This window comes from Tessaracoccus rhinocerotis, assembly GCF_007197885.1.
Taxonomy (GTDB): Bacteria; Actinomycetota; Actinomycetes; order Propionibacteriales; family Propionibacteriaceae; genus Arachnia; species Arachnia rhinocerotis.
The window spans coordinates 378,768-398,929 of sequence record NZ_VKKG01000002.1; the positions used below are offsets into that span (position 1 = coordinate 378,768).

The 20,162-nt window shown below is 68.8% G+C and carries 20 protein-coding genes; 8 read left to right on the plus strand and 12 right to left on the minus strand.

Annotation, left to right across the window (positions count from 1 at the left end):
* Positions 1-12: 12 nt before the first annotated feature.
* The 5 genes from FOJ82_RS06905 to FOJ82_RS06925 all read left to right on the plus strand — a co-directional run bounded on the left by FOJ82_RS06905 (position 13) and on the right by FOJ82_RS06925 (position 4,427).
* A complete protein-coding gene (locus FOJ82_RS06905; protein WP_143937725.1) occupies positions 13-870 on the plus strand; it encodes a glycerate kinase in 858 nt (285 codons plus the stop codon).
* Between the two features lie 85 nt (positions 871-955).
* Positions 956-1,303: a HesB/IscA family protein gene (locus FOJ82_RS06910; RefSeq protein WP_143937726.1), complete on the plus strand. Its 348-nt coding sequence runs from the start codon at positions 956-958 to the stop codon at positions 1,301-1,303.
* Positions 1,304-1,411: 108 nt separating this feature from the next.
* Positions 1,412-2,293, plus strand: a complete 882-nt coding sequence (gene ctaC, locus FOJ82_RS06915; protein ID WP_143937727.1) for an aa3-type cytochrome oxidase subunit II — start codon at positions 1,412-1,414, stop codon at positions 2,291-2,293.
* Complete coding sequence (gene ctaD, locus FOJ82_RS06920) at positions 2,290-4,032, plus strand: aa3-type cytochrome oxidase subunit I (protein ID WP_425472487.1); 1,743 nt, start codon at positions 2,290-2,292, stop codon at positions 4,030-4,032. Before ctaC ends, ctaD begins: the two co-directional genes overlap by 4 nt.
* The gene (locus tag FOJ82_RS06925; RefSeq protein ID WP_143937728.1) at positions 4,029-4,427 is read left to right on the plus strand and encodes a cytochrome c oxidase subunit 4; all 399 of its coding nucleotides are present in this window, start codon (positions 4,029-4,031) and stop codon (positions 4,425-4,427) included. The genes ctaD and FOJ82_RS06925 overlap by 4 nt, the downstream gene beginning before the upstream one ends.
* 71 nt (positions 4,428-4,498) lie before the next feature.
* Here FOJ82_RS06925 and FOJ82_RS06930 read toward each other — a convergent pair whose 3' ends face one another.
* The 9 genes from FOJ82_RS06930 to ctaE all read right to left on the minus strand — a co-directional run bounded on the left by FOJ82_RS06930 (position 4,499) and on the right by ctaE (position 14,380).
* Entirely contained in the window at positions 4,499-5,662 is a 1,164-nt protein-coding gene (locus FOJ82_RS06930; RefSeq protein WP_143937729.1) for an ABC transporter permease, read from the minus strand.
* Positions 5,659-6,540, minus strand: coding sequence for an ABC transporter ATP-binding protein (locus tag FOJ82_RS06935; protein ID WP_143937730.1), 882 nt, complete (start codon positions 6,538-6,540; stop codon positions 5,659-5,661). Before FOJ82_RS06935 ends, FOJ82_RS06930 begins: the two co-directional genes overlap by 4 nt.
* Positions 6,541-6,629: 89 nt before the next feature.
* On the minus strand, positions 6,630-7,277 hold the full coding sequence (locus FOJ82_RS06940) for a response regulator (RefSeq protein WP_221933072.1): 648 nt from the start codon (positions 7,275-7,277) through the stop codon (positions 6,630-6,632).
* Complete coding sequence (locus FOJ82_RS06945) at positions 7,277-8,536, minus strand: sensor histidine kinase (RefSeq protein ID WP_221933056.1); 1,260 nt, start codon at positions 8,534-8,536, stop codon at positions 7,277-7,279. Before FOJ82_RS06945 ends, FOJ82_RS06940 begins: the two co-directional genes overlap by 1 nt.
* Positions 8,533-9,987 carry a GuaB1 family IMP dehydrogenase-related protein gene (locus FOJ82_RS06950; protein ID WP_143937731.1) on the minus strand — a complete coding sequence of 485 codons (1,455 nt, stop codon included), beginning with the start codon at positions 9,985-9,987 and terminating at the stop codon, positions 8,533-8,535. The genes FOJ82_RS06945 and FOJ82_RS06950 overlap by 4 nt, the downstream gene beginning before the upstream one ends.
* 88 nt (positions 9,988-10,075) lie before the next feature.
* Positions 10,076-11,800 carry a cytochrome bc1 complex cytochrome b subunit gene (gene qcrB / locus FOJ82_RS06955; protein ID WP_143937732.1) on the minus strand — a complete coding sequence of 575 codons (1,725 nt, stop codon included), beginning with the start codon at positions 11,798-11,800 and terminating at the stop codon, positions 10,076-10,078.
* The gene (qcrA, locus tag FOJ82_RS06960; protein WP_143937733.1) at positions 11,800-12,879 is read right to left on the minus strand and encodes a cytochrome bc1 complex Rieske iron-sulfur subunit; all 1,080 of its coding nucleotides are present in this window, start codon (positions 12,877-12,879) and stop codon (positions 11,800-11,802) included. The genes qcrB and qcrA overlap by 1 nt, the downstream gene beginning before the upstream one ends.
* Positions 12,876-13,676, minus strand: a complete 801-nt coding sequence (qcrC, locus tag FOJ82_RS06965; RefSeq protein WP_143937734.1) for a cytochrome bc1 complex diheme cytochrome c subunit — start codon at positions 13,674-13,676, stop codon at positions 12,876-12,878. The genes qcrA and qcrC overlap by 4 nt, the downstream gene beginning before the upstream one ends.
* Before the next feature lie 26 nt (positions 13,677-13,702).
* The gene (gene ctaE, locus FOJ82_RS06970; RefSeq protein WP_484421957.1) at positions 13,703-14,380 is read right to left on the minus strand and encodes an aa3-type cytochrome oxidase subunit III; all 678 of its coding nucleotides are present in this window, start codon (positions 14,378-14,380) and stop codon (positions 13,703-13,705) included.
* Between the two features lie 216 nt (positions 14,381-14,596).
* Here ctaE and FOJ82_RS06975 point away from each other — a divergent pair, with 216 nt between their 5' ends.
* Both FOJ82_RS06975 and trpD read left to right on the plus strand, forming a co-directional pair.
* The gene (locus FOJ82_RS06975; RefSeq protein ID WP_143937736.1) at positions 14,597-15,010 is read left to right on the plus strand and encodes a response regulator; all 414 of its coding nucleotides are present in this window, start codon (positions 14,597-14,599) and stop codon (positions 15,008-15,010) included.
* Positions 15,007-16,041, plus strand: a complete 1,035-nt coding sequence (gene trpD / locus FOJ82_RS06980) for an anthranilate phosphoribosyltransferase (RefSeq protein WP_143937737.1) — start codon at positions 15,007-15,009, stop codon at positions 16,039-16,041. The genes FOJ82_RS06975 and trpD overlap by 4 nt, the downstream gene beginning before the upstream one ends.
* On the opposite strand, the gene FOJ82_RS06985 is transcribed toward trpD, so the two are convergent.
* Together FOJ82_RS06985 and FOJ82_RS16945 are read right to left on the minus strand one after the other, a co-directional pair.
* Entirely contained in the window at positions 16,028-16,684 is a 657-nt protein-coding gene (locus FOJ82_RS06985) for a prepilin peptidase (RefSeq protein WP_143937738.1), read from the minus strand. The genes trpD and FOJ82_RS06985 overlap by 14 nt on opposite strands.
* Before the next feature lie 119 nt (positions 16,685-16,803).
* Complete coding sequence (locus tag FOJ82_RS16945) at positions 16,804-17,739, minus strand: sunset domain-containing protein (protein WP_143937739.1); 936 nt, start codon at positions 17,737-17,739, stop codon at positions 16,804-16,806.
* A 128-nt stretch (positions 17,740-17,867) separates the two neighbouring features.
* Here FOJ82_RS16945 and FOJ82_RS06995 point away from each other — a divergent pair, with 128 nt between their 5' ends.
* A complete protein-coding gene (locus tag FOJ82_RS06995) occupies positions 17,868-18,377 on the plus strand; it encodes a peptidylprolyl isomerase (protein ID WP_143937740.1) in 510 nt (169 codons plus the stop codon).
* Here FOJ82_RS06995 and FOJ82_RS07000 read toward each other — a convergent pair.
* Positions 18,364-20,157, minus strand: a complete 1,794-nt coding sequence (locus tag FOJ82_RS07000; RefSeq protein WP_143937741.1) for a DEDD exonuclease domain-containing protein — start codon at positions 20,155-20,157, stop codon at positions 18,364-18,366. The genes FOJ82_RS06995 and FOJ82_RS07000 overlap by 14 nt on opposite strands.
* Positions 20,158-20,162: the final 5 nt, after the last annotated feature.

The following is a 20,162-nucleotide window of genomic DNA, read 5'->3' on the forward strand; positions in this document are numbered from 1 at the left end:
GCATCCGACGCCATGGCGGGCCTCGGTCCGAGGTCCGCCTCGGAGGTCATCGCAACCGCCTTCGCCGAGCAGGGTGCCCAGGTCGCCGTCATTCCTCTCGGGAGTGGCGGCGACGCCCTTGCCGACGCGCTCTCGACCATCGACTCGGCCGCCGAGCTCGTCGTCGCATCCGACATGGACGCGCTGCTGGGATCCCTCGTGGCGGGGGAGAGCCCGCTCTACCTGGACCTGACCGGGCTGGCGCCCGTGCCGCTGGCGGAACTCGTGGCCGCGGCGACCCCTGAAGTGGTCGGGAGGCTGCGACGCGAAATCGGTGGGCGCCCCGTCGCGGCCGTCGTGCCCGACGACGGCGCGGACGCACCCCTCACGGGACTCTCCGGGATGCTCGCCGAACTGGGCCGCCGTCGCGGCGCCGAACTGTCCGAGACCATCTCCGAGGACACCCGCGCGGAGAAGTGGGCTGCCGCCATCGGGACGGACCCGCTCGCACCGGGAGCCGGAGCGCTCGGTGGGCTGGGAGCCATGGTCCAGGCCCTCGGCGGCACCGTGACCTCCGGCCTGGAGCTGTGTCTGTCGGCCTACCGGGCACCCGAGGTGATGGCCAGGGCCGACGTCGTCGTGACCGGCACCGCGCAACTGGACTTCCACGCAGTCGGCGGACCCGTGGTCAAGCGCCTGGCACAACTGGCCGAGGGTGCGCTGCGCCCCATCGTGGTCATCGCCGGACGAACGTTCGTGTCCGCTCGCGAGCTCAGGCTCGCGGGGATCGAGGCCGCTTACGCGGTGCTGCCGGGTGCCGGGGACGACGTGCCCTCCGTGGAGCAGCTCGCCGCCGCCGCGCAGCAGGTGGCCACCACTTGGCGTTGGTGACGCACCCGAGACCAGGGTTGCGTTTCCGATTGTGGGCGTACACTGTGGAGTCGTACCCGCTTCAACTTCTCTCCCGGGAGCAAACGTGACAGACACCCAGACCGAAATCTCCGGCATCGTCCTCACCGACGTCGCCGTCAGCAAGATCCGCTCACTCCTGGAGGGTGAGGGCCGCGACGACCTGAGCCTGCGCATCGCGGTGCAGCCCGGTGGCTGCTCCGGGCTCCGGTACCAGCTGTACTTCGACGACCGCTCGCTCGACGGCGACGTGGCGAAGGACTACGACGGCGTCAAGGTCGTCACGGACAAGATGAGCGCTCCCTACCTCGGCGGCGCGAGCATCGACTTCGTCGACACGATCGAGAAGCAGGGCTTCACCATCGACAACCCGAACGCGACCGGTTCCTGCGCCTGTGGAGACTCCTTCCACTGAGGAATCCCCGGATCACGACACAGTCGTGTCCAACAATGCCACCCCGCCCGGCACAACGGTGCCCCGGGGTGGCTTTTACGTTAGTGTGTGGGCAGTAGTGGCAAGCAGATGGGAAGACAACCTGTGACTGGGAAACTTGGGCGTGCCAGGGGCCGCTCCGGACGTCTCCTCCGACGAGTGGCAACGCTCGGTGGTGTCGGGGCGCTCGGGCTCTTGGCGGGATGCTCCGGGCAGGCGGCTCGTTTCGGCCTTCCGGAGGCTGCGTCGGCGCAGGCGCCGAACATGGCAAACCTGTGGGTCGGCGCTTGGATCGCGTCGCTGATCATCGGCGGACTCGTATGGGGTCTGATCGGTTGGTCCGTGATCCGGTACCGCCACAAGGAGGGCATCAACTCCGCCCCCCGCCAGACCAAGTACCACCTGCCGCTCGAGCTGCTCTACACGCTCGTGCCGTTCCTGATCGTCGGCGTCCTGTTCTTCTACACGGTGCGCGCCGACGACGCGATGAAGGCGCAGTCCCCGAACCCGGACGTCGTGATCGACGTGATCGGTCAGAAGTGGTCATGGACCTTCAACTACAACGAGGCCGACAATCCGGCGATCGGCACGGACGCCCATGAGGTGGGCACCCTGGAGAAGATCCCGGACCTGTACCTACCCCTGAACAAGACCGTCCGGATCAACCTGAACTCCCCGGACGTCATCCACTCCTTCTGGGTCCCGTCGTTCTACTACAAGCTCGACGTCGTCCCGGGTCACCCGAACTCGATGGACGTCACGCCCACCAAGCTCGGCGTCTTCGATGGCAAGTGTGCCGAGCTGTGCGGCACCTACCACTCACTCATGCTCTTCGAGGTCCACATCGTGACCGAGGAGGAGTACAACGAATACGTGAAGGAACTTGCCGCCAGCGGCAACGCCGGCGTCAAGGAGCTTCCCACCAGCTCCGAGGACACCCTTCCCGAGTACGAGAACGAGGGGGAACATTGAGCAGCATCGCAGCCCGGGCGACTTCCGCCGAGGAGCGCCCCGCCCAGCGTGCGGCAGAGTCCACGCAGGGCGCACACATCATGAAGTACCTGACGACCACCGACCACAAGGTGATCGGCAACATGTACTTCTTCACCACGATGGTCTTCTTCGCCTTCGGCGGCCTCCTGGCGCTGGCCATCCGTGCGGAGCTCGCCAACCCGGGCATCCAGTTCCTGAACTACGAGACGTTCAACCAGTTCTTCACGATGCACGGCACGATCATGCTGCTGATGTTCGCGACGCCAATGTTCGCGGGCTTCGCGAACGCGATCCTGCCGCTTCAGCTCGGTGCACCCGACGTCGCCTTCCCGCGCGTCAACGCATTCGCCTACTGGCTCTACCTGTTCGGGTCGCTGATCGCCTGCGCCGGCTTCCTGAGCCCGGGCGGCGCCGCCAGCTTCGGCTGGTTCGCCTACGCCCCGCTGTCGAACTCGATCCACTCGCCGGGCACGGGCGGTGACATGTGGCTGATGGGCCTCTACCTGCTCGGCTTCTCGTCGATCCTGGGTGCCGTCAACTTCATCACCACCATCATCTGCATGCGGGCACCGGGCATGACGATGTTCCGCATGCCGATCTTCAGCTGGAACATCCTGGTCACCTCGATCATGGTGCTGATGGTGTTCCCCGTGCTGGCCGCCGCGCTCCTGGTGCTCGGGTCCGACCGGATCCTGGGCAGCCACGTGTTCGACGCCGCCAACGGCGGACCGATCCTGTGGCAGCACCTGTTCTGGTTCTTCGGGCATCCCGAGGTCTACGTGATCGCGATCCCGTTCTTCGGCATCATCACCGAGGTCCTGAGCGCCTTCAGCCGCAAGCCCGTCTTCGGCTACTACGGCCTCGTGTTCGCCACCCTGGCGATCGGCACGCTCTCGGTGTCGGTCTGGGCCCACCACATGTTCGTCACCGGCGCGGTGAACCTGCCGTTCTTCTCCTTCATGACGTTCCTGATCGCCATCCCGACCGGCGTGAAGTTCTTCAACTGGATCGGAACCATGTGGCGGGGCGCGATCACGCTCACGGCCTCGATGTTGTTCGCGATCGGCTTCCTGACCACGTTCCTGTTCGGTGGTCTCACCGGCGTCATCCTCGCCAGCCCGACCCTCGACTTCCAGGTCTCCGACACCTACTTCGTCGTCGCCCACTTCCACTACACGGTGTTCGGCACCGTCGTGTTCGCCACGTTCTCCGGGTTCTACTACTGGTGGCCGAAGTTCACCGGCAAGATGCTCAACGAGACCTGGGGCAAGGTGCACTTCTGGCTCCTGTTCTTCGGGTTCCACACCACCTTCCTCGTCCAGCACTGGCTGGGTGTCGAGGGCATGCAGCGACGGATCGCCGATTACGGCGCCTGGGAGGGCTTCACGCTGCTCAACCAGGTCTCCACCTTCGGAGCCTTCCTGCTGGGCGTCTCGATGCTGCCGTTCATGTGGAACGTGTGGATCACCCGCAAGTCCCCGAAGGTCACCGTCAACGACCCGTGGGGCTGGGGCCGTTCGCTGGAGTGGGCCACCTCGTGCCCGCCGCCGCGCCACAACTTCCACTCGCTGCCGCGCGTGCGTTCCATGCACCCGGCGTTCGACCTTGCACACCCGGAGCTCGCCGAGGAGGACGAGGCGGAGTTCGCCGAGTTGCTCGGGCAGGAGTCCGAAGACGATGAGGAGCTCGAGCTCCTCGGGGGAGGTAAGCAGCAGTGAGGGCCGAGAAGTGGACATTCTGGTTCATCGCGATCTACTTCGGCATCGTCGCTCCGGTCTACTGGATCGTCGCCCGTGAGATCGCAGGCACCTTCGCGCTCGGCTTCACCGCCCTGCTCGGGGTCATCATCGCCGCCTACCTGACGATCACCGCGCGCACCTTCGACCCCCGCCCGGAGGATCGCAAGGACGCCGAGGTGATCGAGGGCGCCGGCGAGTACGGCTTCTTCGCCCCGTCGAGCATCTGGCCCTTCTGGGCCGCCGTCACCGCGGCACTGATCTTCCTGGGCCCGGGCACCGGCCAGTGGTGGATCAGCCTGCTCGGTCTGGGCATGGGCGTCTGGGCGCTGTCGGGCTGGCTCTTCCAGTTCTACCGCGGCGACTACAAGCACTGACGAGACGGACTCCGTCCGAACCGAGAAGGACCCGCACCCCGACCGGGGTGCGGGTCCTTCTGCGTGCCGGCTCAGGAAGCCTTGGAGAACAACTCGCCGAGCTTCAGGATGCCGGAGGTCTTCATCAGGCCCCGGCGGTAGATCAGGGAGCCAAGCCTGATGCTGAAAACCATGAAGACCCCGCACAGCAGCAACGCGACCAGGGCGTCGAGCCAGCCAGCGGTGCCGTTCAGGAGCCGCTGGGGCATCACCACGCTGGAGACCACGGGAACATAGCTGAGGACGGTGGCGAGCGACCCACGGGCGAAGAAGCCGGCCAGGTAGACGACCATCAGGATCATCATGAGTGGCATCGTCGTGTTGTTGATGTCCTGCACCCTGGTGGCCATCGCACCAGTGGCGGCCCAGAGGGTGCTGAGCGCGGCGAAGCCGACGACGAAGAACAGGACGAACCAGCCGATGTTGGGCAGCAGCACCGGCAGGAAGGCGCCGAACTCGGTGATGGAGACCCCGATGGCGCCCATCGCGATGAACAGGAGCAGCTGACCCAGCGCCATGATGGTGTTCCCGAGGGCCTTGCCCACCAGCAGGTCGCGAGTGGGCACAGCGGCGCTGAGGATCTCCACCAGCCGGGACTCCTTCTCCTCCACGACGCTCTGGGCGATCTGCAGTCCGTAGAACATGGCGGACATGAAGAACAGGACGGAGAACACCATTCCCGTCACGAGGGCCACCACTGCGTCGTCGGCGACCTGCTCGCCGGCGAGCCGGACCTCCACCTGCGAGCCGACCTCCAGTTCCGCGGGGTCGATCCCGAGGGCCTCCGCGTTGGTGGCGGTCACGTACTTCGTGATGGCGCTCTGGATCGCGCCGGTGCTGGTCTCGATGCTCTCCACGACGAGGTCCCAGCCATCGTCGGTCCGGCTGATCCCGGCGTCGATGGACCCGGCCTCGATCGCCGAGTCGAACTCGTCGGCGGGCATCTCGACCACGTCGATGGGCTGCTCCGACTCCGCCACGGCTATGGCCACCACCTCGCGGCCTGCCTCGTCAGTCACACCGACGGTCATGTTGCCCTGTGCGGAGGCGAACAGGAAGCTTGCCCCGAGGCCGAGCCCGATCAGTGCCACCACCACGGCCGTGGAGATCCAGAAACCCTTGTCGGCGAGTTTCGCCATGATCTCGCGCCTCGCGACGATCCACCAGGGGAACCTCGGCTTGGTGTAGGTCTTCATCGGGTCACCTCTCGGTAGATCTCGCTCAGTGGGCGGACGGTGGGGCCGAAGGCGCGCACGGCACCCCGGCTGATGGCCTCGTGGAGCACCGCCTGCTCGGAGGCGACGTCGGTGAACGCCACGTGGGCCTCGCGACCGTCCAGGTCCAGGACCTGGACGCCGGGGAAACCGCGCAACCAGCCCAGGTCGACCTCGCTGCGGATCCGGTGCTGCGACTGCCCGGCCTCGCGCAGCTGCTCGACCGAGCCGTTCGCCACCACCCTGCCCTTGGCGAGGATGATGATGTCGTCGCACAGCCGCTCCACCAGGTCCAGCTGGTGGGAGGAGAACAGCACCGGGACGCCGCGGGCGGTGAACTCGCTGAGCACGGTGAACATCTCGTCCACGGCGTCCGGGTCGAGACCGCTGAACGGCTCGTCGAGGATCAGGCACTTGGGGTTCGCCATGACCGCGGCGGCGATCTGGACGCGCTGCTGGTTGCCGAGGGACAGCTTCTCGAGCTTGTCGCGCATCCGCTCCCCGAGGCCGAACCGCCGCAGCAGGTGCTCGGCCGCCTCACGTGCCTCGCGGTGCGGCATGCCGTGGAGCTCGCCCAGGTACACGAGCTGGTTGCGCACCGGTTGCTTGGGATAGAGACCACGCTCCTCGGGCATGTAACCGAACTGTGCGCGGTCGGCTGCCGTCACGGGCGCTCCGTGCCACAGCACTTCTCCCGAATTCGGCTGCAGCAGCCCCATCACCAGACGCATGGTGGTGGTCTTGCCGGCGCCGTTGCCACCGACGAAGCCCGTGAACTTGCCCGGATCCACCTCGAACGACACATCGTCGACCGCGGTCAGGTCTCCGAAGCGTCGGGTCAGGTTCTTGATCTCCAACATATGTGCTCCCTTCCACCGACAACGATGGCAGCCGGGCGGCGCACCGGGCATCGGGCAGCCGGGTGAGATGTGGAGACAACGCCTCCTCCTCAGGAGGGAGAGACGAGTCCGTTCTCGTAGGCGTGGATGACTGCCTGGACCCGGTCGCGGACGCCGAGCTTGGCCAGACAGGCGGACACGTGGGTCTTCACGGTGGCCTCGCCGACGAACAACTCCTCGGCGATCTCGGCGTTGGACAGGCCCCGGGCGACGAGCACCAGCACGTCCCGCTCCCGGCCGGTGAGGCGCTCGAGTTGAGGGCTGGTGGCGGGCGGGCGGCGTCGGCCCGCGACCGCCTCCACGATCACGCGGCGTGTCACCTCGGGGGCCAGCAGCGCCCCGCCGTCGGCGACCGTGCGGATGCTCTCGACCAACCGCTCCGGCTCGGCGTTCTTCAGCAGGAAGCCCGCGGCGCCGGCCCTGAGCGCCTCGAACAGGTAGTCGTCGCGGTCGAAGGTGGTCAGGACGATGACCTCGGGACCGTCGGTCGAGGTGATCCGTCGGGTTGCCTCGATGCCGTCCATGACGGGCATCTCGATGTCCATCAGGACGATGTCGGACTGGGTGGCGGCGGCGAGCTCGACGGCCTCGGCTCCCGTGCCGCACTCGCCGACGAGCTCGATGTCGTCCTCCACGCTGAGCATCAGCGCGAACGCCCGGCGCACGAGGACCTGGTCGTCCACGAGGATGATCCGGATCACCGGGCGCCCCCGACAGCCAGGGGGAGCCGGGCGCGCACGCGGTAGCCGCGTGTCTGCCGGGGTCCGATCTCCGTGGAGCCGCCGAGCGCCTGCACCCGTTCGCGCATTCCCACCTGGCCCAGCCCGCCGCCGGCCGTTCCCGTACGTGGGAGCCCGTCGTCGAGCACCTCCACCTCCACCATGTCGGGCTCGAGGCGCAGCACCACTCGGGCGCTGGTGGCCGTGGAGTGCTTGCGCACGTTGGTCAGGGCCTCCTGCACGACCCGGTAGAGGGTCGCCGACTGGGACACGGTCAACCGGTCGACGAGCTCCTGCTCGCCGACCAGGTCGTGCTCGACGCCCAGGCCGAGGGTGGCGACCTCCTCGAACAGCCCGGGCAGCTGGCCGAGGCTGGGCCGGGGGCCGCTCGGGTCCTCGTCGGGGTTGCGCAGGGAGCCCAGGACGGAGCGGAGCTCCGAGACCGTCTGGCGGGCGGAGTCCTCGACGGTGCGCAGTGCCTGGGCGGCCGCCTCCGGCCTCCTCTCCATGGCGCGGCGGGCGGCCGCAGCCTGGACCCCGATGAGGGCGACGTGGTGCGCCACCGAGTCGTGCAGCTCGCGTGCGATCCGCAGGCGCTCCCCGACGATGGCCTGGCGGGCCAGCTGGCCGGCCTGCTGCTCGACGAGCTGCTCCGACTCCGCCAGCTCGTGGTCGGAGCGGGCCCTCAGCCAGGCGTTGCGACCCAGCCAGGTGGCGCCCCCGAAGTAGGCGATGTTGACCAGCACCTGCGAGACCACGAGCGGGATCGGGACGTCCTCGTCGGTGGCGCGCAGCGACGCGATGCCGCCGGCGATGTCGATTCCCACCCAGGCTGCCATGCCGAGGAGCACGGCGAGCGTGGCGAGCATCAATGCCTCGCGGTTCCTGGCCCATGCCATGGCGGAGTAGAGGCCGAGGAAGTAGAGCACCTGCATGCCCGGCTGGATGACGACCAGTGGCATGAGCAGGCCCACGACGAGGAAGTGGACTCCGGTGGCCAGCAGCAGCACCAGGACGGGGAACCGCCTGCGGAACGCGATCAGCACGCCCGCGAGACCGATGGCAAGCAGGGACCAGGGCAGCTTGGCCTCGTCCTCGTAGCCGGGCAGCGAACTGGTGCCCAGCTGGCCGGTGACCGACAGCACCATCAGGGCGAGCGCCACGACGACGTCCTTTCGGACACCGCCCGTCGGCATCGGGCGGACGAACGAGTCGTCCAGCCCGAAGAAGTCTCTCACCAGCTCTTCTCCACGGGCCGTCCCTCCTCGAACCCGGAGCCGGACTGGACACCCACCACGGCGCGCTCGGCGAACTCGGTCAGGTTGCGGGCACCCGCGTAGGTGGCCGACGAGCGCACGCCGGAGGTGATCCAGTCGAGCAGGTCCTCGATGCCGGGGCGGGCCGGGTCGAGGTACATCCGCGAGGATGAGATGCCCTCCTCGAAGAGGGCCGCCCGGGCCCGGTCGTAGGCCGACTGCTCACGCGTGCGCTGCCGCACGGCGCGGGCCGAGGCCATGCCGAAGGATTCCTTGTACGCGCGGCCCTCGTGGTCGAACAACTGGTCGCCGGTGGACTCGTGCGTCCCGGCGAACCAGGACCCGATCATCACCGAGCCCGCGCCCGCCGCCAGGGCCAGGGCGACGTCGCGGGGGAACTTGACCCCGCCGTCGGCCCAGACGGACTTGCCGAGCTCGGCAGCCGCGCCCGCCGCCTCCAGCACCGCCGAGAACTGGGGGCGGCCGACGCCGGTCTGCATGCGCGTGGTGCACATGGCACCGGGGCCGACGCCGACCTTGATGATGTCCGCACCGGCCTCCACCAGGTCCACCGTGCCCTGTGCGGTGACAACGTTGCCGGCGACCACCAGGACGTGGCGTCCCGTCTCGCCCGCGTAGGCGTCGCGCACGTCCCGCGCCACGCGCAGGGCCCCGATCATCTTCTCCTGGTGCCCGTGCGCGGTGTCCATCACCAGCACGTCAGCACCGGCCTCGAGGGCGGCGCGGGCCTTGGCGGCCACGTCGCCGTTGATCCCGACGGCGACGCCGGCCCGGAGCCGGCCCTGCTCGTCCAGGGCGGGGGAGTAGATGTTGGATCGCAGTGCGCCCTTGCTGTTCATGATGCCGACCAGGCGCCCGCCGTCGACCACGACGGCGACCTTCTGGTGCTGCTCGGAGAGCTTGTTGAACACGTCCTCGGGGCTGGCGCCGACGTCCATCAGGCTGACGTCGGTGGTCAGCACGTCCTTGGCCTGCGCGAAGCGGTCCGCGCTCCTGGCGTCCGACGCGCTGACCAGGCCGAGCACCTCGTCGCGCTGCACCACGACGGCGACGCCGTGGGAGCGCTTGCCGATGAGGGTGAGGGTCTCGCCCACGGTCGTGTCGGGGGCGACGGTGATGGGGGTGTCGAACACCGGGTGCGCGGCCTTGACCTTGGAGATGGAGCGGGCCACCACGTCGGCCGGAATGTCCTGCGGGAAGATCGCCAGCCCGCCGCGCCGCGCCATCGTCTCGGCCATCCGGCGCCCGGAGACGGCCGTCATGTTGGCGGCCACCAGGGGCAGTGGCGTGGCGAGGCCGTCGGTGGAGGTGAGGTCCACGTCCAGGCGGGAGGTGACGTCGGATCGGCCCGGGACCATGAACACGTCGGAGTAGGTCAGGTCGTGGGCCGGGGTCTCGTTCAGGAATCGCACGGGCCAAGTATGTCAACTCCCGGTCCGGAAGACGAAGCAGGCCCGCCCCACGTGGGGCGGGCCTCCTCGGCCGGGTACTGGGCCCGGGTCAGTCGTTGGCGGGTTCGGGCTGACGGTCCTCGAGTGCCTGGTGCTCCGCCTGGCCCTCGAGTTCGTGGCCGTCCTCGCCGTGGTGGTCGGCCTCGGCGATCTCCGCGGCCGTGGGCTTGGGGACGTCGTGGCCGAGGTACCAGCGCGACAGGCGGGCACGCGTGCTGGAGACCTCCTGCGAGATCCGCACGCCGTTCTCGTCGGTGTCCGGGGACACCTCGAGGGGTTGGCGCTGGACGTGCTGGGTCAACAGGAACTTCTCGTTCTCGTGGATCGGCAGGTGCGGCTCGGAGTAGCCGCCGCCGGGGGAGCGCTGGATGATGCCGGTCTCGGAGCCGTGCAGCACCCGTTCGCGGTCCTTGCGCTGCAGCCCGAGGCAGATCCGCTTCGTGACGATGAACGCGATGACAGGACCGAGGAACACCAGGACCCGCAGCGCGACCGTGATCGCGTTCAGGCTGAGGCCGAACCGGGTGGCGACGATGTCGTTGCCACCGGCGATCAGGAACAGCGCGAAGCAGACCATGCCGGCAACGCCGAACGCGGTGCGCGTGGGGGCGTTGCGCGGACGCTGCAGCAGGTGGTGCTCGCGGGTGTCGCCGGTCAGCCAACGCTCCACGAACGGCCACAGCCCCAGCAGGGTGAACAGCAGGCCCATCAACCCGACACCGGGCAGGAACACGTTCCAGGACCAGGTGGTGCCCAGCACGTGGGTCTCCCAGCCGGGCATGATGCGCACGGCGCCCTCGAGCCAGCCCATGTACCAGTCCGGCTGGGAACCGGCGGTCACCTTGGCGGGGTCGTAGGGCCCGTAGAGCCAGACCGGGTTGATCTGGACCAGGCCGCCCAGCAGGACGCTGAACCCGAACACGACGAAGAAGAAGCCGCCGGCCTTGGCCGCGTAGACGGGGAAGACGGGGTATCCGACGACGTTGTTCTCGGTGCGGCCGGCGCCGGGGAACTGGGTGTGCTTGTGGTAGACCACGAGCGCCAGGTGCAGCGAGACCAGGCCGAGCAGCAGGCCGGGGACCAGCAGGATGTGCACCATGTAGAGGCGCGCGATGATCAACTCGCCCGGGAACTCACCACCGAAGACGAAGAACTCCGCCCAGGTGCCGATGATCGGGATGGATCGGATCAGGCCGTCGGCGAACCGCAGGCCGGTGCCGGAGAGCAGGTCGTCGGGCAGCGAGTAGCCGGCGAACCCGGCGATGGTGGACAGTGCCATCAGGCCGATGCCGACCAGCCAGTTCACCTCGCGCGGCTTGCGGTAGGCGCCCGTGAAGAACACGCGAAGCATGTGCACGAACGCGGCGGCGACGAACAGCAGGGCGGCCCAGTGGTGGATCTGGCGGACCAGGAGGCCACCGCGCACGTCGAAGCTGATGTGCAGCGTGGAGGCGAACGCCTCGGAGACCGGGATGCCCTTCAGGAGCTGGTAGGTGCCGTCGTACTCGATCTCGGCCATCGACGGCTTGAACCAGATGGTCAGGAACACGCCGGTCAGCAGCAGGATGATGAACGAGTACAGGGCGATCTCGCCCAGCAGGAAGCTCCAGTGGTCGGGGAACACCTTGCGCAGGGCGAATCGGCTGATCTTGCCCAACCCGACTCGGTCGTCGCCCCACTTCAGTGCTGGGGCGGCAGGGTTCCGCTTGGTGGTGGGAGCCACGGCGGGCTCGATGACGGGGGAGGCGTCACCGATCGTGGTTGGCCTTGCCATCACTGGTCACCGTCCTTGAAGTCTTCACTCGAGTCGCGCTCGAAGTAGCTGGGGCCCACGGGCACCGTGAAGTCGCTCTGCGCGACGAGGTAGCCGTCGCTGCTGACCTTGATCGGCAGCTGGGGCAGGGAGCGGGCCGCGGGGCCGAATACCACCACGCCGGAGTTGCCGAGGTCGAACGTCGACTGGTGGCACGGGCACAGCAGGTGGTGGGTCTGGCGCTCCCACAGGCTGATGGGGCAGCCGACGTGGGTGCAGATCTTGGAGTAGGCGAGGATGCCGCTGACGTGCCAGTCCTTGCGGGAGTCCGGGATCTTGATCGACTCCGGGTCCATCCGGACGATGACGAGGGAGGACTTGGCCTTCTCGACCTGGAACGCGGAGCCGTGGAACTGCTTCAGGTTCTCGGGCTGCGCGTTGACGAGCTGCCCGATCTCGAGGTGCTCGGGACGGATGGGCCGCCACGTCTCGTCGTTGACGAGCTTGACGCCCTCGGCCCAGATGGTGCGCTCGATGGTCTCGGCGCGCTTGCTGCGGGTGGGCCACGGGCCCATGTCGGCCAGCAGGACGACGGCCGGGAGCACCGCGAACCCGAGGGCGCCGGCGAGGGCGCCGCCGATGAGCTTGCGACGGCCGAGTCCGGACTGCTTGGCGCCGGCCTCCCACTCCTCGACGAAGACCGCACGGTCCTCCTCGCTCGAGGCGGCGGAGTGGCGCATCTCAACGCTCTCCTCGTCGCCCATGATCACGCGGGCCCACTGGATCAGCGCGAGCCCGATCAGCAGCACCGCGAGGCCGGAGGTGAGACCGAGCCAGAAGTTCTGTGCGTTGGCGGTGAGGAAGTGCACCTCGCCGAAGCGGACGTCCAGCAGCAGGTCGTTCGGGACGGCGAAGTAGACCACCAGGAACGCGATGGCCAGCAGCGGGACTGCGGCCAGCATGCCGACGACGGCGGCGTAGGCGCGGTTGCCCGCGGCCTCGTTGGCGTCGGTGTAGCGCTCGACGTGCTCCTCCAGTCCGGGGTTCGGCACCGAGTGGCCCAGGTCGGGGTCCTTGACGGGCAGGTTGTCGTGGCTCATCGGGCTCGGGCCCCCTTCTTGGCGATCCAGCCGCCGACGATGATCAGGCCGCCGATGCCGACGATGAAGATCCAGAATCCCTCGGAGACCGGGCCGTTGCTGCCGATGGGCTGGCCGCCGTATGTGGGGGCGTCCTGCTGGGCGTCGATGAACCCGATGATCTTGCGGACGTCCTCGTCGTGCAGCACGTCCTTGGAGAACACGGGCATCTGCTGGGGCCCGGTGCGCATGGCCTCCCAGATGTGCACGTCCTCGGTCTCGAAGAGCGAGGGTGCGTACTTGCCGTTCGGCAGGGCGCCGCCGCCGCCGACGATGCCGTGGCAGGCGGAGCAGTTGGCGCGGAACAGGGCGCCGCCCTGGGCGACCTCCTCAGCGGTGAGGCCCTCGGGGGAGTACTGGTCCTCCTGCGGGACCTCCGGTCCGGTGCCCAGCGAGGCGACGTAGGCGGCCACGGCGTCGATCTGCTCCTGGGAGTAGATGACGGGGCGTGCGGGGATCTGGACCTCGGGGCGGGCGGCGGGCATGCGTCCGGTGCCCATCTGGAAGTCGACGGACGCCGCGCCCACGCCGATCAGGCTGGGGCCCTGGGTGGTGCCCTCGCCGTTGAGGCCGTGGCAGGAGGAGCAGCTGACGTCGAAGAGGGCCTTGCCCTCCTCGATCTGCTGGGTCATCTCCGTCTCGGCGGAGGTCTGCTGGGGGGCGACGAACGAGTAGCCGAGCCCGACGGCCAGTAGCGCCAGCACGAGCAGCAGCGGCTTCGCCGCCGAGTGCTTGCGTCGCTTGGACAAAAACTTCACGATGTTCTCCTGGTTGTCTCTCGGGCTCAGCGGAGGAAGTAGAGGACGCCGAACAGGACGATCCAGACCACGTCGACGAAGTGCCAGTAGTAGCTGACGACGTGTGCGGAGACGGTCTGCTCGTGGGTGTGGGTCCGCGTCATGTACGAACGTGCCAGAACGAAGAGGAAGGCGATCAGGCCGCCGATGACATGGAGGCCGTGGAAACCGGTGGCGAGGAAGAAGATGGACCAGTAGACGTTGGTCGAGATGAAGAAGCCCTCGCTGAACAGCGTGAAGTACTCCCACACCTGGCCCGCGACGAACGCGGAGCCCAGGACGAAGGTGATGGTGAACGCCTGCCGCATCCCCCACTTGAGCGGGTTCAGCCAGGGGCCGTTCACGCGGCCGCGCTCGGCGGCGTTCGCGCCGATCTGGCAGGTGAACGAGCTGAGCACCAGGATCGCGGTGTTGATGCTGCCGAAGGGCACGTCGAGGTGCGTGGTCATCGAGTCCCACAGGCTGACGCCGTCGCCGGCCTGCTGCGTCGTGACGTTGCGGATCCAGAAGTAGGCCGCGAACAGGGCGGCGAAGAACATGAGTTCACTGGCGAGCCAGATCATGACGCCGACGCTCAAGGTGTCGGGGCGCCCCTTGGGCTTGTTGAGGCGGGACGGTGCGATGGGGTGGATCGCGTCCGTCGGGACCTCAATGGGTGTTGTCAAAGTCTCATGTTTGCTGGCCACGCGCCCCATTATGGCCGCAAACGCCCCGGTATGCACAAGGTAGAACGGTTGTGTCCGTACACCACCTGTGGTACCGGGTGCCGACCGGGGTGCCCTAAGGCCTCTCGTGGCCCCATGGCACGAGGTTGGCTACGATTCGTTCCAGGTGCAAAGGTAGCGATACCGCGGATCGCGGTGGCGAGGATGGCGAAAGACATGAGTGACGACCGAGACACCCTGAAGGTGCTCCTGTTCTCCGACGACCGGACGGTTCGTGAGGACATCCGACTCACGCTCGGACGCAAGGTGGCCCGGGACCTCCCCGAGATCGAGGTGTTCGAGGTCGCGACCGGACCCGCGCTGCTGCGCACCCTGGACGCGGGCGGCACCGACTACTCGCTGATCATCATGGACGGCGACGCGCAGCCCGAGGGTGGCTACGGCCTGGCGCACCAGGTGAAGAACGAGTACGTGGACTGCCCGCCCGTCCTGCTCCTGATCCGCCGCGTCGCCGACGCCTGGCTCGGGACCTGGACCCAGGCCGAGGCGCTCTCCCCGTTCCCCGTGGACCCGATGCGCCTCCCCGAGCAGGTTGCCGAGCTGCTGCGCGGCAAGGTCGTCGCCCCGTGAGTTTCTCGTGGCCCGACATCCTCACCGGACTCGTCCGGAGCGAGGGGCTCGAGGCCGAGGCCGCCGAGTGGGCGCTGAACGAGATCTTCAACGGCCGTGCCAGTGAGGTCCAACTCGCGGCCCTGCTCGTCGCGCTGCGCGCCAAGGGCGAGACCGAGGACGAGATCTCGGGCCTGTCCGCCGCGATGCTCGCCAACGCCACACCGATCCTCCTCGACGACGAGGCCGTGGACGTCGTCGGCACCGGCGGGGACCGTGCAAACACCGTGAACATCTCGACCATGTCCGCGATCGTCGCCGCCGCGGCGGGCGCGAAGGTGGTCAAGCACGGCAGCCGCGCCGCGTCGTCGCAGGCCGGGACCGCCGACACCCTCGAGGCACTCGGGGTCAACATCATGCTCGAGCCCTCCCGCCAGGCCGCGGTGCTCGACGAGGCCGGCATCGTGTTCCTGTTCGCGCAGCTCTACCACCCGGCGATGAAGAACGTCTCCGGCGTGCGCAAGCAACTGGCGATCCAGACCACCTTCAACTTCCTGGGCCCCCTGTCCAACCCGGCCCGTCCCAGGGCCATGGCGCTCGGGGTTGCCAATGACGACATCGCCCCCGTGATCGCACGGGTGCTCGCCGGCCGCGGTGTGCGCGGCCTCGTGTTCCGCGGCTTCGACGGACTGGACGAGCTGACCACCACGTCGCCCTCCGACGTGTGGCTGGTCACCGACGGACGCGTCCACCGCACCACGCTCGATCCGCTCGACCTGGGCCTGCAGCCCTCCGCGCCGGCGGACCTGACCGGCGGCCCGGCCGAGCACAACGCCCAGGTGGTCCGTGATCTCGTGGCAGGCAAGTCGGGCCCGGTGCGGGACATCGTTGTGCTGAACGCGGCCGCCGCGCTGCTGGCCTACCGCGGGGTGAGCCCCGTACTGGACCTGGTGGAGCAGCTGCGCGAGACCATGACCGACGTCCGGAGCGCTATCGACTCGGGTGCCGCCGAGGCGCTGCTGGGCAAGTGGGTGGAGATCACCAACCGCTGAGCCACGTCGCCAGCACGGGGCCGAGCCACAGCGCAGGCCCGTACGGGAAGTGCGCCGGGCCACCGCGGCGACGGTTGCCGACGGTGTGGGCCACAGCCCACAGGGCTCCCACCGAAGTGCCTGCCAGGATGCTGGTGAGCCAGTGCTGCGGACCCGACGAACCGGCGACGACGCCCACGATGGCCGCCAGCCGCACGTCCCCATAGCCGAACCCGGTGCCGAGCCGCCACACCATGTGGAACAGCCCGAGTGCCGCGAGTCCGCCCGCCAGCCCGGCGAGCGCGGCGCGCCAGTCCGTGGTCCCGAGCGCGATCAGCCCGAGGAGTACCTGCGCCAGGCACAACTGGTTCAGCCTGCGGGGCAGCCAAGTGGTGCGCAGGTCCACCCACACCAGCGCTGCGCCGGCGCCCAGGTAGGCGGTCCACAAGAGCAGGCGCGGCTCGCCGGCGCCGGGCAGCACCAAAGTCGCGGCGAGGAGGGCGAGGACAGCGGCTCCGAGCACGTCGCGCGCGCCGGCCAGGGCGCCGTAGTCGGGGGCAGTCTCGCCCTCGTCGAGATGCGGCGCGGGGAGCCTTGGGACCACGAACCGCTGGTGCAGGGCGGCGGAGGCCGTCGCGGCGGCTGCGGCCAGGACCCAGATCATGGCGCGAGGCTATCGGCGCACCGGTCCGCTGCGCAGCGGTGGCCGGCTGCCTGTGGAAAAGTGCAGGGAATGCCAGAGGCGCCCACCGGGATCTCGGTGGGCGCCTCTGGCGGAATGGGTCAGCGCTGGGCCTTGGTGAAACCGGCGGCCTGGGCTGCCTCCTCGGAGTTGAACCAGACCTCGGCGATGGTGCGCTCGTACCCGCCGGAGCCGGCGAGGTGGTACTTCTTGGAGCGCTCGTTGCCCTTGATGGCGAAGCCCTCGGGCGGGTTGCTCCCGACGTAGGCGCCCTCACCGTACTCGGGAGTGGCAGTCGCGTCGGTCGACTCCGTGGTGGGAGCGTCCTCTGCGGCGGTGGCCGTCTCGTCGACGGCTTCCGTGGCGGTCTCCTCGTCGACGGGCGAGCCGTCGGTGGGGGCGTCGGTGGCCGTGCTCGGAGTGGCCTCCTCGTCGCGCATGCGCGCGGCCGTCGCGAAGCTGTCGTTGTTGTTCACGTAGGCCTTGGAGGGCTCGTGGGCGGTCCAGCCGTCGTCCTTGGGGGTCAGGAAGTGACGGACGGCGGCCACCGCGCCCGCGACGATGGCGCCGATGGCGACGACCTTCCCGAATGCCTTGAGCTTTCCGCCCTTCTTCTTCGGCTCGAGTTCGCCCTTGAGGGCAAGGGCCGCGGCCTCGCCGCGCTTGCCGGCCTCGACGAGGGCGGGGTGTTCGGCGACGTCGTGCAGCATCGTCTGCAGGCGGGGGAGCAGGTCGTCGGAGACCTTGTCCTTGGCGGCCTCGACTGCCGGCGCGACCTTGTCCAGGGCGTCGCGGATGTGCGGCTCCCAGGAGTCCAGCCTCTTCGAGGCGTAGTCGGCGGCGCGGACCCCAGCGTCCCTGGCGGCCGGGACGGCCCGCTTCTGGGCCTCGTCGATGATGCCCGCAGCAACCTTCTGGGCCTCGCCCAGGAACTCGGATGCGCGCGCGATTCCATCGTCGAGGACCTTCTGGCCGGCGTCGGCGGTGGTGGCGGCGGCTTCTGCGGCGGCCTTCTTGAGCTCTCGTGTCTTGTTCACGATTTCCTCCAATTGGTTTGGCTCGTGGTCGAGCGTCTACCACGCTACCGCGTCGTGGGTTCCCGACATGGCAATTTGGGCCGCACCCAGTAGGTTGGCCGGACAAGACCTCCAACGAAAGGACGAGAATGAGCACCGCGACCCTCCACACCACCGTGGGCGACATCGTCATGGAACTGTTCGACGACCAGGCGCCCGTCACCGTCGCCAACTTCACCGGACTGGCAGGCGGCACCAAGGAGTACCGCGACGCCGAGACCGGTGAGACCAAGACCGGGAACTTCTACGACGGAATCAAGTTCCACCGTGTCATCGACGGCTTCATGGTGCAGACCGGCTGCCCGCTCGGCACCGGTACCGGCAACCCCGGCTACCAGTTCGCCGACGAGTTCCACCCCGAGCTGAGCTACGACCGCCCGTACCTGCTCGGGATGGCCAACGCCGGCCCCGGCACCAACGGTTCGCAGTTCTTCATCACAGTCGTCCCCACCCCGCACCTGAACCGTCGCCACACCATCTTCGGTGAGGTCAAGGACGAGGAGAGCCGCAAGGTGGTGGATGCGATCGCCGAGACCGAGACCGACTTCCGTGACCGTCCCACCACTGACATTGTGATCAAGTCCGTCACCCTGTCCTGACCCTGTGCCGACGGCGGCCGGCCCGGTGGTCGTCCGCCAGTTCGGGCGGGAACGCCAGGTCCAGCGCCGGGGCCCTCCTGCCGATCAACTCTGCGGTGAGGGCCTCGGGCTCCAGGCCCGCGTGCAGGGGCCAGGACCACTCGCCGTCGACGGACAGCAGCCGCACGCCGTCGGATTCCAGCCAGGCCGCGATCCGCTCCGCCTCCTCGACGCTGCCTGCGGGGATTCCCCCGTCCGGTTGCAGCACGGTCTCGGAGACCCCCGCCAGTTCCCGTGCGACCTCCCGGACCTCGCTGGTGGTGGCCGTGGCCGCGCCGGCCAGCTTCCCGAACCGGATGACATGGATGGCCCAGCCCGTGCCCTCCCGGGCCGTGGCCACGATCTCCCGGCAGGCCGCCAGCGAGCGGAGCCGGTGGTGGCGCACCGAGGTCCGGTAGAAGGCCTTCAACCGCTCGGTGACCGCGGCGGCCTCCTCGAAGCGCTCCTCCTGCGTGAGCCTGCCGAGCCGTTCCCTGACCGAGCGGAGCACGGGCCGCACGTCGAGCGCCCACGCGCGGCGCACCTCCTCCACCACCGCTGCGTAGCGCTGCGCGCCGTCGCCCAGCTCGCACGGTGCCAGGCACCTGCCCATCTCCGCCAGCGCGCAGGACTGGGAGGGCCTCGTTGCCGAGAGCCGACCCCCACACTGCCGCAGCGGGTACGCCTCGTGGATGGCCATGGCCGCCTCCTGGGCGGCCTCGGTGGAGCTGAAGGGCCCCCAGAACGTCCCCTTCCCGGTCACCTTGCGCACCACCGACAGGCGGGGGAAGGCCTCGTCGGTCAGTTTCAGCCACTGGAGCTTCTTCTGGTTCCTGGAGCGCCGGTTGTAGCGCGGTGCATGCGCGGCGATCATCCGCAGCTCCCGCACCTCGGCCTCCAGGTGCGTCGAGCAGCGCAGGAACCGTAGCCCGGTGGCGACGCGCACCATCTCGTGGATGCGTCCGCGCTGCTCGGAGGCAGAGAAGTAGCTGCGGACCCGGGCGCGCAGGTTGTTCGACTTGCCCACGTAGAGCACCTCCGAGCGCCGCGTGCCGTCGGCGTCGGGCCCGTCGTGCAGGAACCAGTAGACGCCGGGCCCTTCGGGGGCCTCCTTCGCCCACACGCGCTTCGCCCTGCGGTCCGGCGACACCCGGGCGGTGAGCTCACCGAGGTCCTCGAGGGTGTGCACACCCAGGTTCCCGACCCGCTCGAGCAGCCCGTGGAGCACGTCGACGGTGGCGCGCGCGTCGCTGAGTGCCCGGTGGTTGGGCACCGTGGTGGCGTTGAAGTGTGCGGCCAGCGTGGCGAGCTTGCAGTTGCGGACCTCCTCCTTGAGCAGTACCTGACGGGCGAGCGTCACGGTGTCAACCACCGTCGGACGTCGCCATGGCATGCCGAGCTCCTGGTGGGCGCGCTGGATGAATCCGACGTCGAACGGGGCGTTGTGGGCCACCAGCACGCAGCCGGCCGCGAACTCGGCAAAGGGAGGCATGGCCTGCGACAGGCGCGGCGCGTCGGCCACCATCAGGTCCGTGATGCCGGTCAGGACCTGGATCATGGGCGGGATGGGGCCGTGCGGGCGCACCAGGGTCTGGAACTCCCCGACGATCTCCCCGCCGCGGACCTTGACGGCGCCGATCTCCGTGATGGCGGAGTCCTTCCCGCCCCCCGTGGTCTCGAGGTCCACGACGCAGAACGTCACCTGGGACAGGTGCGTGCCAAGTTCCTCGAACGACGGCTGCTGCGGCTGGGAGTCATGCATGCCAG